Here is a 13,172-nt window from a genome sequence, read left to right as displayed (position 1 = left end):
CCCATGCCCAGAGGTCAGTCACAATAGTTGTGGCGTTGTTAGCCCGTCTGTCACAAGCCTTGTTATTAGCATGCTTTGCTCGGTAACCTCGTAGGCTTTTATTACGCCTAAGCTCTCTTGATATGGTACTGGGACTTCTGTTTAACACCCTCGCTATAAAATTAATACTATGTTTTGCCCCTTTAAGGGCATAAATCTGGTATCGTTCACCTAGGCTTAGATGTGTATAGCTCATGGTTGCAATCTCACTTTGGTCGGTGGATAAAAACTTTGATGCTAGCGCATCTAGGTCTTTTTTTCACCTTGCATTTGGTATTGCACTTCATGTGTTAATCTAAGTATCTTTACACAAATAATATATTGAAATAAATTATTGTAAACTTTAGAGTTTATATTATATCAAAAAAAATGAATCGGCGTTATGAAAATCAACAAAGCGTATAAATTTAGGCTTGAGCCTAATGCAGAGCAACAGATTATTCTAAATAATCTTGTCGGCTCTGCACGCTTTGTTTGGAATCAAATGCTAGCGATCTCATTTGAGATGTTTGCCAAAAATGAATTTATTAATGCCACCAACTTGGTTAATAAAATCATGGTTCTAAAGAACAATCCTGATAAAGAACAATCCTGATTTTGACTTCTTAAGAACCCATGCCAATGCTGTGTCTTTACAACAAAAAGTACGTGATCTTGCCTCTGCTTGGTCACGATTTTTCGACCCTAAAGTTCATGCTAGGCTCAAAGAAAACAAAAAGAAGTTTCGAAAACCCAAGTTTTTTAAGCTAAGTGATGGCACAGAGATTCAACTACGACAACTGATGCCAAGATTTAAACGTAAATCCGATGGCTGCGACTCAATCAGGCTTGTTCAGTTTGATAAATATTGCCGTGTTGAAGGTAATCGCGTCAAACTACCTAATGGCGTGGGCTTTGTAAAATTTAAAAAATCACAAGATATCATCGGCACCATTAAAAACGTCACCATCAGCAAGAAATCAGGTCACTGGTACGTGTCGTTTGGCACTGAGCGAGCATTATCTGAGAACCCAACTCACCCCTCCAAAAGCGCCATAGGTATTGATTTAGGTATCACTAAACTCATTACCACCTCAGACGGTCAATACATCAAACCCAAAAACAGCTTTAAAGCCAATCAAATTAAACTTGCCAAATTGCAGCGTCAATTAAGTAAGAAAGTAAAGTTCAGTGAAAACTGGAAAAGGCAAAACCGTAAGATTCAAAAATTACACAATCACATCGCCAATATTCGCCATGACTACTTGCATAAAATCACTACCGCGATCAGCAAAAACCACGCCATGATTGCCTGTGAAGATTTAAAAGTCGCCAATATGTCGAGATCAGCTAGCGGTACGATGGAGAAAAAAGGTCGGCATGTCAAAGCCAAATCAGCATTAAACAAATCAATCTTAGATCAAGGCTGGGGCATGATGGTTAATATGTTTGAGTACAAGCAACAATGGCAAGGCGGGTTGCAAACAGTTAAATAAAACATATACAAACCTACCTATTTATTACTATAATAGATAGATTATATCTATAATATAGAGAGCAAGTTATGGGGAAACTGGTTAGTATTGGGGAGGCTGCCAAACATTTCGGGGTTGCTCAATCCACATTAAGACGTTGGGATGAGGATGGTACGTTAGTCGCCAAGCGAACCGAAAACGGGCATAGGCGATATGATTTAAGTGAAATCAGACCGCATTCCTTGAATACACCACCTAAATTAGACCGAAAAACCATTGCTTATGCTCGTGTGTCGAGTCGTGATCAAAAAGACGACTTACTTCGCCAGTCTCAAGTTTTGGAACTTTATTGTGCCAGGCAAGGCTGGACTTTTGAGACGATTACCGATCTTGGTAGTGGAATGAATTATAAAAAGAAAGGCTTAAAAGACCTGCTTGATGACATACTGAGCAATAAAGTTGAACGGCTGGTAATTACCCATCAAGACAGGCTTTTACGATTTGGTGCAGAACTGGTTTTCATGTTGTGTGAGGCTCGTGACGTTGAAGTGGTAATAATCAATCAAGGTGAAGAGTTGAGTTTTGAGCAAGAATTAGCCCAAGATTTATTGGAGATTATCACCGTATTTTCAGCGAGGCTATACGGCTCTTGCAGCAAGAAAAACCAACAATTAATAGAGGCGGTTAAAAAAGCATTATGATCCGTGGACACATTATCGAACTCAAGCCAAACAACGTACAGGCAAATCACCTTGCTCGTGCTTGTGGCGTGGCGAGAAAAGCCTACAACTGGGCTTTGCATGAGTGGCAGCGGCAGTATGCGCTTGACAAAGCGTACCGTGATGCGTGTTTGGCCGCAGGCGTTGAGGTTGATACTAAAAATCTAAACAAGCCCTCACAGGCGAAGCTCAGACGCGAATTGAACGCCATTAAGCGTGAATTATTCCCCTATATGCTGGAAGTGACCAAATGCGCTCCGCAGGCGGCAATCATGCAGTTGGGTGATGCTTATAACAACTTCTTTAAAGGCTTAGCGAAATACCCAACCGCTCGTAAAAAAGGCCGTGACGATAGATTCAGTTTATCCAACGACCAATTTGCCATTAAAGGTAAATCCATTCGTATCCCAAACTTGGGCTGGGTTCGCTTAAAAGAAGCTTTACGTTTTGACGGCAAGATCATGTCAGCCACCATCTCTAAACGTGGCGGTAAGTGGTTTGTTAGTGTGGCTGTTGAAATACAAAAAGCTGTAATTCCTACTAAAAAGACAGGTAAAAGCGTTGGTGTTGATCTTGGTATTACCGACTTACTGGTTTTATCAGACGGCACTAAAATTAAAGCGCCAAAACCACTTCAAGCAAACCTTAAAAAACTAAGAACGCTAAACAAAGCGCTCAGTCGCACTAAAAAAGGCAGTAAAAACAGAGAAAAAGCGAAAACCAAGCTCTCTCGTTTGCACTATAAGATCAGGTGTATTAGGCAAGATTCTCTCCATCAAATCACAACAAGTCTGGTTAATGAGTTCGATGTGATTGCGATTGAGGATTTGAATGTCAAAGGTATGGTTAAGAACAGGCGGCTATCAAGAGCTATCAGTGACTTGGGTTTCTTTGAGTTTAAGCGACAGCTTATCTACAAAGCCACTGAGCAAGGCAAGGTTGTGAAATCAGTCGGACCCTTCTACCCAAGCTCAAAAACCTGTTCAAACTGCAATCATATCCTTGGTAAAGATGAGCTAACATTGAAAATGCGTGAGTGGTTGTGCCCTAACTGTCAGGTTTCTCATGACCGTGACCTCAACGCCAGCATCAATATTTTAAATAACGCGACTGTTATTTTAACAGCTGCATAATCCTGTTTATTGGACGGTGAGTTCCATCGCCAATTAAAAAAGTCTGTGGAGTCGTGGTCAGTCTAAATCTCAAATGAGAAATAGCGCGTGACAATGAAGCAGAAAGAAAACGTCAAACCTATCTAATAGTCAATATTGGCTAGGTTTGAGTAAGATTTTTGGAACGGTTGCTCATTAAGGTAAACCCACGTTACACCAGCCAAACCTGCTTTGAATGCAAGCATATTGCCAAGGAAAATAGACGCACTCAAGCAAACTTTGAGTGCGTCGAATGCAGGTATGTTACGAACGCAGATGTTAATGCGGCTCGTAATATATTAGCGGCAGGACATGCCGTTTTGTCTGCGGAGGGAGGATGCGTTAAAGGTCGCCCTTTGAAACAGAAAACTTGTGACCTTCGTGAGAAAGCCACCTAAGAGCTTATGCTTTTAGAATTCCCCACTTGAGCTTGGCGAAAGTGGTGGAAGTATGTCAATATAATGATTAAGCGTATAAATGATAGGATTAATTTATGGCGATAACTTACACAAAGATAAATTGAGCAAGGTTTTACCGCTCATCAATCTTCTTATTTACCAAAAATAAAACCCCAATGTTTGGCATCAGGGTTTTGTAAATAAAACAGACAATATCTTTATAACCAATTAAGCATCATACGGATCGCGTAATACAATCGTTTCTTCACGGTCAGGACCGGTCGAGATGATATCAACTGGGCAACCAATCAATTCTTCGATACGTTTGATGTAAATTTTAGCGTTTTCTGGTAGGTCATCATAGCTTGTGATACCAACGGTTGACTCGCTCCAGCCTTGTAGGGTTTCGTACTTAGGCGTTACTGACTCATAGAACTCAGCATCATGTGCGCCTGCACACTCAGTCTCAGGCAGGTTGTAGCCCACACCAATGAGCAACTCTTCAAGACCATCTAGTACGTCAAGCTTGGTCAGGCAGATACCTGACATAGAGTTCAGTACCACTGCACGGCGTAATGCCTCAGCATCAAACCAGCCACAGCGACGCGCACGACCAGTTGTTGCACCAAATTCGTGACCGACTTTGGCTAAGTGAGCACCAACATCATCGAACAATTCGGTTGGGAATGGACCACTACCAACACGCGTGGTATAAGCCTTGGTGATGCCCAATACATAATCTAAGTACAATGGACCGATACCTGTCCCCGTTGATACGCCACCAGCGGTTACGCTTGAGCTGGTCACAAACGGATAAGTACCATGATCGATATCAAGTAGGGTACCTTGCGCACCTTCAAACATTAGGTTTTTGCCAGCCAGACGCAATTGGTTAAGGTCTTCGGTGACATCAGTAACCATGCCATTAATCTCATCGCGCCACTCTTGGCAAAGCTTGTACGTCTCATCAAAGTCAATCGCGTCAACTTTGTAATACTCAGTTAATTGAAAGTTGTGATACTCAATCAAGTTACGTAGTTTTTCTTCTAGATCTTCACGGAACAAGTCAGCAAGCTTGATAGCACGGCGTGCGACTTTGTCTTCGTAGGCAGGGCCGATACCGCGACCTGTTGTACCAATTTTGCCGCTGCCGCGCTTGGCTTCACGAGCTTGGTCAAGGGCCACATGATAAGGCATGATAAGTGGGCAGTTGGGAGAGATACGTAGACGCTCACGTACTGGTACGTTGTTGTCTTCCAACTCTTTCATCTCTTTGAGCAATGCATCAGGCGCTAACACTACGCCATTACCGATAAAGCAAGTAACGCCTTCACGCAAGATACCTGATGGAATCAAATGCAAGACCGTGGTTTTGCCATCGACAACCAACGTGTGACCAGCATTATGACCGCCTTGGAAGCGGGCTACTGCTGAGGCTTTTTCGGTAAGTAAATCAACGATTTTACCCTTACCTTCGTCGCCCCATTGGCTACCCAAGACTACAACATTCTTACCCATGATCAATCCTTACCTTTATGTATTGAGGTGTGTGCAATAACAGTTGAAAAACTAAAATGATTTTATTGACTGTATCTTTTTATCTAACGAACAACATAGCGTTTTAATAACTGGTGCTTGATGCGCGTGTGTTTCACAAATGACTCATTAAATCGTTTGTAGCTGCCACTGATTATCAGCAAAAATCAAGCGATGAGTGACATCATTTGGGCTGTCTTGTGCGTCAAGCGGCATGGTAACGCGATAGCCTTGCTGACGTAGACTCTCAACTTGTTGTAAGAGTGTCTGCATCTCATCTTCGTTGGCATTGTTTATAGCAGCAAAATCAACTAGTACTGTGGTTGGAGCATCAAGCTGTGTATGCGCCAGCAAGCGACTAACATCCATACTAAAGCCTGTGGCCGCGCGTAACGCTTGCGTCTGACTTTGCATACCGTCAAAACGTCCGCCGCGTACTAGCGGCTGCGTTTCACTATTAATATAACCGTTGAACACGATACCTGTATGATAGTGGTAACCTGATAACTCTGTCACATCGATACTGACTGGGCACTGCCAGTGATTTTCTAAATAAGATTTGAGGCGTTGTAACTCATCGACAGCGGCCGCGATTTGATCGTCTTGCTGAGCTGCGTCTGACAATTTAGATAATAAGTTTGCAATGTCATGACCAAAGCGTGCCAACACATAAAAATCATCGCCCATCGGCAAGTCTCGGCAGACGCGCTTTAGTTCTGGTAGGTTTTTATTGGCGTACAAGTACATCAATTGCTCAGTGGCGCTGTCTGGCAACTCAGCCAATTCGGCTAAACGCTTAAATATCGCCACATGACCCAAATCGATATGGATCGCTGCACTTATATTGAGTTTATTGACCATGGTAAACAACACATCGATCAACTCAATATCTGCTGCCAGTGATGCACAGCCAAATATCTCAGCACCTAGCTGCAATGGTGTGCGTGAGCCAAACAATCCTGATGGCAGGGTATGAATCACATCACCGACATAGCAATAACGAGCAATCCCCGTACCGCCATGATGCGCATCAATACGCAAGATCTGCGGAGTAATATCAGCACGCACGCCCATTAGACGGCCCGTCAACTGATCGATAATCTTAAAGGTTTGACGTTTCAGATCTTCTGATGCATCACTCAGCAAAGATTCAGTAAACTCAATCATCGGCGGACAAACCAGCTGATAACCATGAGTGATAAGCTGCTCAATCAGTTGATGCCTAAGCACTTCTTGCTTATGGGCATCTTCAAACAGGACATCGACCACCCCATCAGGCAACAGCCAGCTATTGGCAACATCGCTGCCAAAATTGCTCAAATAAGACATATCATTAGAGGCAGCGCTGCTTTTTGCAGACTGAGTCGTTTCATTTGGAGGGTTTTGCTGGGCAGATTTTGCAGAATCAGAACTAACAGACACAATAAATCCTTGTTTGGCATATCGCTTACCAAAAACGCGGTACTGATGCGGTACTCAAAGGTTGTTTTACCAAGTATTGACGCCGAGTGTTTTTATTTTTAACGCGCAACATCATTGACCCAATTATTTATAAACAAACCAGGTGACTTTAAGAGGGTGAGTAATAAGTATAATTTGGAATGATAAGACGAGTATCTTTATGCGCTAAAAAATTGCGACCAATAATCAAGGCACTTTATGCTTTAGTTTAGCATAGCACTCAAGGTTCGCCTAGTGACAATTAGCCACAATCCGCATCTAATTACCGTCTAAGTGCTTCTCATTAGTACGGTAGAGGTAGAGGTAGCCGTTGGCACTCATATATTCAGCTCGGCATTGACTGACCACAATAGCGTTTATTTTTTGTTATACATACACTGATGAGCATGATTACGGCAGCGTCATCAATACCGACTCATGGTACACTAACACATATTTTTATCTCGGAAGCCTTATGTCATCTGATTACCACCCAAACCCTGCCATCAACCAAACCAATGTCTTAGGCACAGCGCTTGCCAGCTGTTGCTTCGACCCTATCACTGGCTATTATCGCAATGGCTTTTGTCATACGGGCAACCATGATGTTGGTCAACATACCGTCTGTGCCAAGATGACCAGCGAGTTTTTAAACTTCTCAGCCAGTCGTGGCAATGACCTTATCACCCCGCTACCTGAATATAACTTTGCCGGTCTCAAGCCTGGTGATTACTGGTGTATCTGCGCCCTGCGTTGGGTCGAAGCACTAGATTTTGACATTGCCCCGCAGATAAAACTAGAAGCTTGCCACGAGAGCCTATTGGCATTGGTAGATATCGACACGCTAAAAAGCTATGCATTGTAAAAGGTTGTTCATAGATAGTGCGATCAAATGATAATGGCTTTGCTTAAGACAAGTTTTGATTCTTGCAGCTGTTTATTATATGACAGGAGGGTGTGTGGAAAACGACAACAACCAATTAATCAAAAAAACGGCTCACATTGCACCTGACTCTAATATGAGCCACATTTATGCCAATATGAATGACAGGCATCTCTACCTAGATGACGATGACAGCTATATCTACGGCGATGCTGAAGCCACGACTCAGGATACCATCGAGACCATGACGGTCTACGATCCTGACTCTGAGCGTTATGAAGATATTGATTCATCAAGTAAAGATGAGGTGGTTAATTGCTATGCGTATTCGCGAAAAACAGGCGAAAATCTAGATAAAGTGGCACTTACCGATGTGAGCCGTGCGCTGAGTAATAACGGTCAGTTTATTTGGCTCGGTCTTTACGACCCAAGCCTAGAAACCATGGTAAAAGTCAAAGACGCTTTTGATCTGCATGAGTTGGCGGTTGAAGATGCGTTTGCCGATCACCAGCGTGCCAAGGTAGAGAACTACGACAACGATATGGTCTTTGTCGTGATACGTACCGCCAAGCTCGAAGACAATGTCATTCGTTATGGTACGACTGCGATATTTATGGGCAAAAACTACCTGATTACGATTCGTAATGGTCCGTCAAACTCCTATGCGCCTGTACGCGAGCACTGTCATCGTCGCCCAGAAAAGCTACGCATGGGGCCCATATTTGTACTCCATGCCATCCTCGATTTTATCGTTGATAACTATATGCCGATCACCGATCGATTGGGACGATATTTGCGTGAGCAAGAGCGTTATGTTTTCACCTATGAATTTGATAAAGGCACATTAAAAAATCTGTACCAGCTCAAATCACAGCTGGTACATATGCGTGCCATTATCTTACCTGTGCAAGATATCTGTAGCTTTTTTATCAATCATAAAAAGAGCGAGATAGTCTCAGGGTTTTCTCAAGCAGCCAAGCCATATTTCCGTGATGTCAATGATCACCTTTTGCACTCATTGGATGCCATTAACGGTCTAAATGAGATGCTAAGTGTGGTCATGAACACTTATATGGCCATGGTCAATATGGGACAGAACGAAGTCGTTCGTAAACTTGCCGCCTGGGCGGGTATCCTTGCCGTCCCAACCGCTATCGCTGGTATTTACGGTATGAACTTTGATTTTATGCCCGAGCTGCATTGGAAACACGCTTACTTCATTATTATGATAATCATCATCGCTCTTTGTAGCTTCTTGTATTACAACTTTAAGCGACTCAAATGGCTGTGATAACTCATTCATACACAAAAAAGGGCTACCACTGGTAGCCCTTTTTTATGCTGATCGTCAATCATTATTCGCGGCGGTGCTTGGTATGGCTGTCTGGTGCTTGCGCATTATCAGGCAGCATAGCCTTGACCGTTAAATTTGCATACTGCTTATCAAGATTGTCTTCTGGGCGACCAAATGTTTTTGCCGTCCAAGTCAATATGACAATAGCACCACTCAATAGCATGATTGCCACAGAGATCGTTGCCAATAGCCATAGATGAAAATAATCTGACACTGCCTGCACATCAACGACCAGGTGTCGCGACAATGCGGTGATGGCGATAAATATCAAAAACTGTACGGGCAATCGATGGGTTTTAAAATAAATCCCTATCATAGCGAGTAGCTCAAGATAAATGAACAGCATCAAAATATCTTTTAGATCCGCTGAGCCTTTTTGGACAATATAGATAAACTCTTTACCTGCCGTCCAGACCACCACCACACTGATTAAAAATAAAATAACGTAATGACAGACATCGACAAACTCTCTACCAATACCTTGTAGTCGCTCATGAATACCTACGTCTTTTTTAGCCATTTTTAGATCCTATCAACGAAGAGGTGGTTGATTTGCCTGACTCTATCAATCAGGCCCCTTTATCTATCGGCAATCAGCACTCACATGGCTATTTTTTAGCTAATATCCAAGCCTGCTGATTTTTCAGCGGCTTCTACCGTCTGGCGAATGAGAGTATTAATCGTCATCGGGCCGACACCGCCTGGTACTGGTGTATAAGCACTAGCAATGCTCTCAACGCCTGTCAGCTCGATATCGCCAACACCGCCATTGTCGGTGGGATGAAAACCTGCATCAACAACTACCGCACCTTTTTTGATCCAAGCGGCTTTGATCAGCTCAGGCACACCTACAGCACCAACTACAATATCGGCGCGCTTAATATGAGACTCTAAGTCTTGCGTTCTTGAATGACAGATAGTCACCGTACAGTTCGCATTCAATAGCATCATTGCCATTGGTTTACCCAAAATAGCACTACGTCCTACGACCACAGCCTCCAAACCCGCAAGCTCGATATTATGATGCTCTAATAGATGCATAATGCCTTGCGGTGTGCATGAGCCGTAAGCGGATTGCTGCATCGCCATACGACCAAAACCAAGACAAGTCACACCATCGACGTCTTTTGCCAAATCGATTTGCTCAAAGCAAGCACGTTCATCGATATGCTCAGGGACAGGATGCTGTAACAAAATACCGTGTACGTCTGGATTGCTGTTTAGCTCATTTATCTTTGCCATGAGCTGCTCAGTGGTCGTGGCGCTTGGCATCTCAACACGTATAGAGTCCATGCCAACACGCTTGCAAGCGTTGCCTTTCATACGGACATAAGTGGCAGAGGCTGGATCGTCACCAACCAATATCGTCGCTAAGCTTGGCGTGCGTCCCGTTTTATCTTTGATCGCATCCACGCGCGTGCGTAGATCCTGTTCTATTTGTTTGGCAAGTGCTTTGCCGTCCAAAACGGTGGCGGACTCGTGGGCAATAGACATAGTAACTCCAATAGAGGATACGATATAAAAAAATAAAGACAGCGCGTGCAAGTACTTTGCATGCCTGTCCTTTGGTTCGTCAATCTTTGACTAAGAGTAATATTGTACCTGTGTACGCTACAAAATCCTAGCGTGTATTGGGATACAATAAAAAAGTGGCCTACTATCATCTAGCAGACCATTTGACTCTCATGTATTCACGTTATTTATTAGCCGCTATAGGCTTTGGGCTAATAAGTCTGAAACTCTAGCCCAACGCCTGCTCCAATATCACTCGACTGAGTATCAGAGTCTACGCCCCATAAGCGAGATGTCACTAAAGTTTTTGGATTCAACTGATGCGCCCATGATATGTCAATAGCTGTTAATTTATCCGTCGTTGGATAGGCTTGGTTAATCGCTTCATCGGCTTGGTTTACCTTCGCATGCTGCAGCTTGGCATTGATAAAGTTACGCTCATCAAGCCATAATCTACCGCCTACAGAGATGCTCTCAGCATCACCGCCAAGAGCGTGACCGAGCGGATAGCCTTGCTGATAGTAACCATCGGTATAGAGAAAATGATCATACGATACGCCTTTGACATCGCCACTACTCCGCGTGTCTGCATACTCAGCATAAACCTGATAAGGCAGGCCTTGGTAGCTTGACGCATAGTCTGCGCCAGCTAAGTACATGTTTTTAGCAGGCAAGCCGCCCGCTTCATCTTCACCAACGTATTGTGCATAGAAGCTAGCTGGAACATTGATCAATGAGGATAACTGAACTCTAGCGTCAAAACCGCCTAGCTGATTAGCAGGATCATCGTCAGTATTGCCAGCAGTAGAGTCGTTATCTCTAGTACCTAATATGGCATCACCAAAGGAGCTAAAACTCTCAGGTCGACCCTCGCCGCCCCACATAAAACTACGCGAAGCACCGACTTCTAACCAAGGCAATGGGCTAGCGGTTAGACGCGCGCCAAACAACTTAGCATCAGGAACCGCATCATAATCATCAAGCTGACCGGCAAACAGCTGATACTGCCATGGACCAACCCATGAAAGATAAGGCGAGGTTGGTGCATTTTGCTCATCACGTTGCATGGTGACACCTGCAACAGGACGACTGGCATCGCCACGAATCAAACTGCCGTCAGTACCAGGGCCCCACCATGTCGGGATCTGACCGGCAATCAACCATTGATTGGCAGCAGAGCCAGCAAGATAAGACCCCTCAAAGCTAACATCACTATCGTCATCGATAAGCTCATCGTTTTTTACGTTGGCTTGTAGCTTCATCTCCCAGTTCTCTTCACTCAAACCTATCGCAGCTGAGATCTGCTGGCCTGCCAGATTGTCATCTGCAAAAGTTTGCGGCAGCTGCTGACGATTTGTTTGTAAGTAAGCTTCTGCCTCTGCTTTGACTAGTGAGTTTGGATTTTGAGCCAGCATGACACGTACAGACTGCAATACTCTTTGCTGGGTATCTGTTGTCACTTTAGCCGTGTTGAGTGCATTTGTAATTTCATTAGCAGTCAACGGCCATGTACTGGTACTAACATGAGTCACACCTTGCGCATTTAACCAGTCAAGCTCAGACTTGAGTTTCATATCATTCATATACAGATTTTGAGCAGATGCTAATACAGACACCATACCCAAGCCTAGTAAAACGCTGATTTTTTTGTACATAATGACCTACCCATCCACAGTTATGCCAAGGTTATCCAAATGGCTTATTTACTCTTTTGCTTCGTTTTCTATTAAGTTGCCTGTAAATCTACTCATTGTCGCCTCACCTTCAGCGCTAATACCCGCTCGGGTAACAACCTGCTTGACGGTTTTTAAAAGAATTTTGATATCTAATAACATAGATTGGTTATCAACATACCAGACATCTAGCTTAAACCTCTTCTCCCAACTGATACCATTGCGACCGTTTACTTGTGCGTATCCTGTCACACCTGGTCGAGCCAAATGTCGTCGAAACTGTTCTTCATTATAATAAGGCAGGTACTCCATAAGCTGAGGACGAGGACCCACAATACTCATATCACCTTTAATGACATTCCATAACTGAGGAAGTTCATCGAGACTGGTCGCACGAAGCTGTTTACCAAATTCAGTTAATCTATCTTCATCTGGTAATACATTACCTTCAGAATCTGTTGTATCTTTCATAGTACGAAATTTATAGATTGTGAAAGGTTCGCCATGAATACCTGCCCTAGTTTGGCGAAACAAGACAGGTGAGCCAAGATTTTTTCTAACCTTGTATGCCACTACAGCATACACAGGTGAGAGAGTAATTAGAGCAGTTGTGGCGATTGTAATGTCACATATTCTTTTAAGCATTTATAAACCCAGCATCTTTAATTAAGAGACCATCCCGAATTCTGTGTAACTGCCATTTAGATTAAATGCTTACTAATACGATCATCAAACATAATCATAAAGCGATTAAGAGCAGACGTCCAGTTACGAATAGGCATCGACCACTTTTTGGATGCCTGCTGGGTGGCTAAGTACACCACTTTAAACGCTGCCTGATCAGACGGGAACACCTTACGCTTATTCACCGCTGTCCGAATCACACTGTTTAGCGACTCAATAGCATTGGTGGTATATATGACTTTTCTAATGTCTTTAGGGTAGCCAAAGAACACCGTTAAGCCCTCCCAATTATTGCGCCAAGACTTGATGACATGCGGGTACTCTGTGCC

Annotated in this window: 12 protein-coding genes and 2 pseudogenes; 6 read left to right on the top strand and 8 right to left on the bottom strand. The window is 43.5% G+C overall.

The genetic code is table 11. The features are described 5' to 3' along the window. Window positions 1-235, bottom strand: a 235-nt coding sequence (locus BLR43_RS14085; protein WP_143007452.1) for a helix-turn-helix domain-containing protein, incomplete at its 3' end; no start/stop codon positions are given. A gap of 186 nt (window positions 236-421) precedes the next feature. Between BLR43_RS14085 and BLR43_RS12815 the strand changes: the two are divergent. The 4 genes and pseudogenes from BLR43_RS12815 to BLR43_RS12800 all read left to right on the top strand — a co-directional run. After that, window positions 422-1,499, top strand: a pseudogene (locus tag BLR43_RS12815) (RNA-guided endonuclease InsQ/TnpB family protein); the annotation flags it as partial. An 83-nt stretch (window positions 1,500-1,582) separates the two neighbouring features. Further along, window positions 1,583-2,194, top strand: coding sequence for an IS607 family transposase (locus BLR43_RS12810; RefSeq protein WP_058025651.1), 612 nt, complete (start codon window positions 1,583-1,585; stop codon window positions 2,192-2,194). Further along, entirely contained in the window at window positions 2,191-3,345 is a 1,155-nt protein-coding gene (locus BLR43_RS12805) for an RNA-guided endonuclease InsQ/TnpB family protein (protein WP_093071385.1), read from the top strand. Before BLR43_RS12810 ends, BLR43_RS12805 begins: the two co-directional genes overlap by 4 nt. 167 nt (window positions 3,346-3,512) lie before the next feature. Further along, window positions 3,513-3,761 (top strand): annotated as a pseudogene (locus tag BLR43_RS12800) (zinc ribbon domain-containing protein); the annotation flags it as partial. Window positions 3,762-3,989: 228 nt separating this feature from the next. Here BLR43_RS12800 and BLR43_RS12795 read toward each other — a convergent pair. Further along, the gene (locus BLR43_RS12795; protein WP_058024364.1) at window positions 3,990-5,279 is read right to left on the bottom strand and encodes an adenylosuccinate synthase; all 1,290 of its coding nucleotides are present in this window, start codon (window positions 5,277-5,279) and stop codon (window positions 3,990-3,992) included. Between the two features lie 147 nt (window positions 5,280-5,426). Next, window positions 5,427-6,719 (bottom strand): ATP phosphoribosyltransferase regulatory subunit, encoded by a 1,293-nt coding sequence (locus BLR43_RS12790; RefSeq protein ID WP_093071383.1) that lies wholly within the window; start codon window positions 6,717-6,719, stop codon window positions 5,427-5,429. Between the two features lie 493 nt (window positions 6,720-7,212). On the opposite strand from BLR43_RS12790, the gene BLR43_RS12785 reads away from it, so the two are divergent. Then, window positions 7,213-7,602 carry a DUF2237 family protein gene (locus tag BLR43_RS12785; protein ID WP_058024362.1) on the top strand — a complete coding sequence of 130 codons (390 nt, stop codon included), beginning with the start codon at window positions 7,213-7,215 and terminating at the stop codon, window positions 7,600-7,602. 154 nt (window positions 7,603-7,756) lie between these two features. Then, entirely contained in the window at window positions 7,757-8,911 is a 1,155-nt protein-coding gene (gene corA, locus BLR43_RS12780; RefSeq protein ID WP_379542909.1) for a magnesium/cobalt transporter CorA, read from the top strand. A 64-nt stretch (window positions 8,912-8,975) separates the two neighbouring features. On the opposite strand, the gene BLR43_RS12775 is transcribed toward corA, so the two are convergent. The 5 genes from BLR43_RS12775 to BLR43_RS12755 all read right to left on the bottom strand — a co-directional run. Beyond that, complete coding sequence (locus BLR43_RS12775; RefSeq protein ID WP_071003358.1) at window positions 8,976-9,494, bottom strand: phosphate-starvation-inducible protein PsiE; 519 nt, start codon at window positions 9,492-9,494, stop codon at window positions 8,976-8,978. A gap of 95 nt (window positions 9,495-9,589) precedes the next feature. Then, window positions 9,590-10,468, bottom strand: coding sequence for a bifunctional methylenetetrahydrofolate dehydrogenase/methenyltetrahydrofolate cyclohydrolase FolD (gene folD, locus BLR43_RS12770; protein WP_093071381.1), 879 nt, complete (start codon window positions 10,466-10,468; stop codon window positions 9,590-9,592). A 230-nt stretch (window positions 10,469-10,698) separates the two neighbouring features. Continuing rightward, a complete protein-coding gene (locus tag BLR43_RS12765) occupies window positions 10,699-12,141 on the bottom strand; it encodes a capsule assembly Wzi family protein (protein ID WP_093071380.1) in 1,443 nt (480 codons plus the stop codon). 48 nt (window positions 12,142-12,189) lie between these two features. Beyond that, a complete protein-coding gene (locus BLR43_RS12760) occupies window positions 12,190-12,804 on the bottom strand; it encodes a sugar transferase (RefSeq protein ID WP_093071379.1) in 615 nt (204 codons plus the stop codon). A 56-nt stretch (window positions 12,805-12,860) separates the two neighbouring features. Further along, window positions 12,861-13,172, bottom strand: a 312-nt coding sequence (locus BLR43_RS12755) for a transposase (RefSeq protein ID WP_143007451.1), incomplete at its 5' end; no start/stop codon positions are given.

Origin of the sequence: Psychrobacter pacificensis (genome assembly GCF_900101915.1) — a bacterium.
Lineage (GTDB): Bacteria > Pseudomonadota > Gammaproteobacteria > Pseudomonadales > Moraxellaceae > Psychrobacter > Psychrobacter pacificensis.
The sequence above is the reverse complement of the archived record's forward strand: the minus strand, read 5'-3'. Positions and strand labels throughout refer to the sequence as shown.

Excerpts from the sequence above, each read along its gene's own strand:
- BLR43_RS12810 (WP_058025651.1), top strand. The coding sequence starts at position 1,583 with ATGGGGAAACTGGTTAGTATTGGGGAGGCTGCCAAACATTTCGGGGTT.
- BLR43_RS12805 (WP_093071385.1), top strand. The coding sequence starts at position 2,191 with ATGATCCGTGGACACATTATCGAACTCAAGCCAAACAACGTACAGGCA.
- BLR43_RS12795 (WP_058024364.1), bottom strand. The coding sequence starts at position 5,279 with ATGGGTAAGAATGTTGTAGTCTTGGGTAGCCAATGGGGCGACGAAGGT.
- BLR43_RS12785 (WP_058024362.1), top strand. The coding sequence starts at position 7,213 with ATGTCATCTGATTACCACCCAAACCCTGCCATCAACCAAACCAATGTC.
- corA (WP_379542909.1), top strand. The coding sequence starts at position 7,757 with ATGAGCCACATTTATGCCAATATGAATGACAGGCATCTCTACCTAGAT.
- BLR43_RS12775 (WP_071003358.1), bottom strand. The coding sequence starts at position 9,494 with ATGGCTAAAAAAGACGTAGGTATTCATGAGCGACTACAAGGTATTGGT.
- folD (WP_093071381.1), bottom strand. The coding sequence starts at position 10,468 with ATGTCTATTGCCCACGAGTCCGCCACCGTTTTGGACGGCAAAGCACTT.
- BLR43_RS12765 (WP_093071380.1), bottom strand. The coding sequence starts at position 12,141 with ATGTACAAAAAAATCAGCGTTTTACTAGGCTTGGGTATGGTGTCTGTA.
- BLR43_RS12760 (WP_093071379.1), bottom strand. The coding sequence starts at position 12,804 with ATGCTTAAAAGAATATGTGACATTACAATCGCCACAACTGCTCTAATT.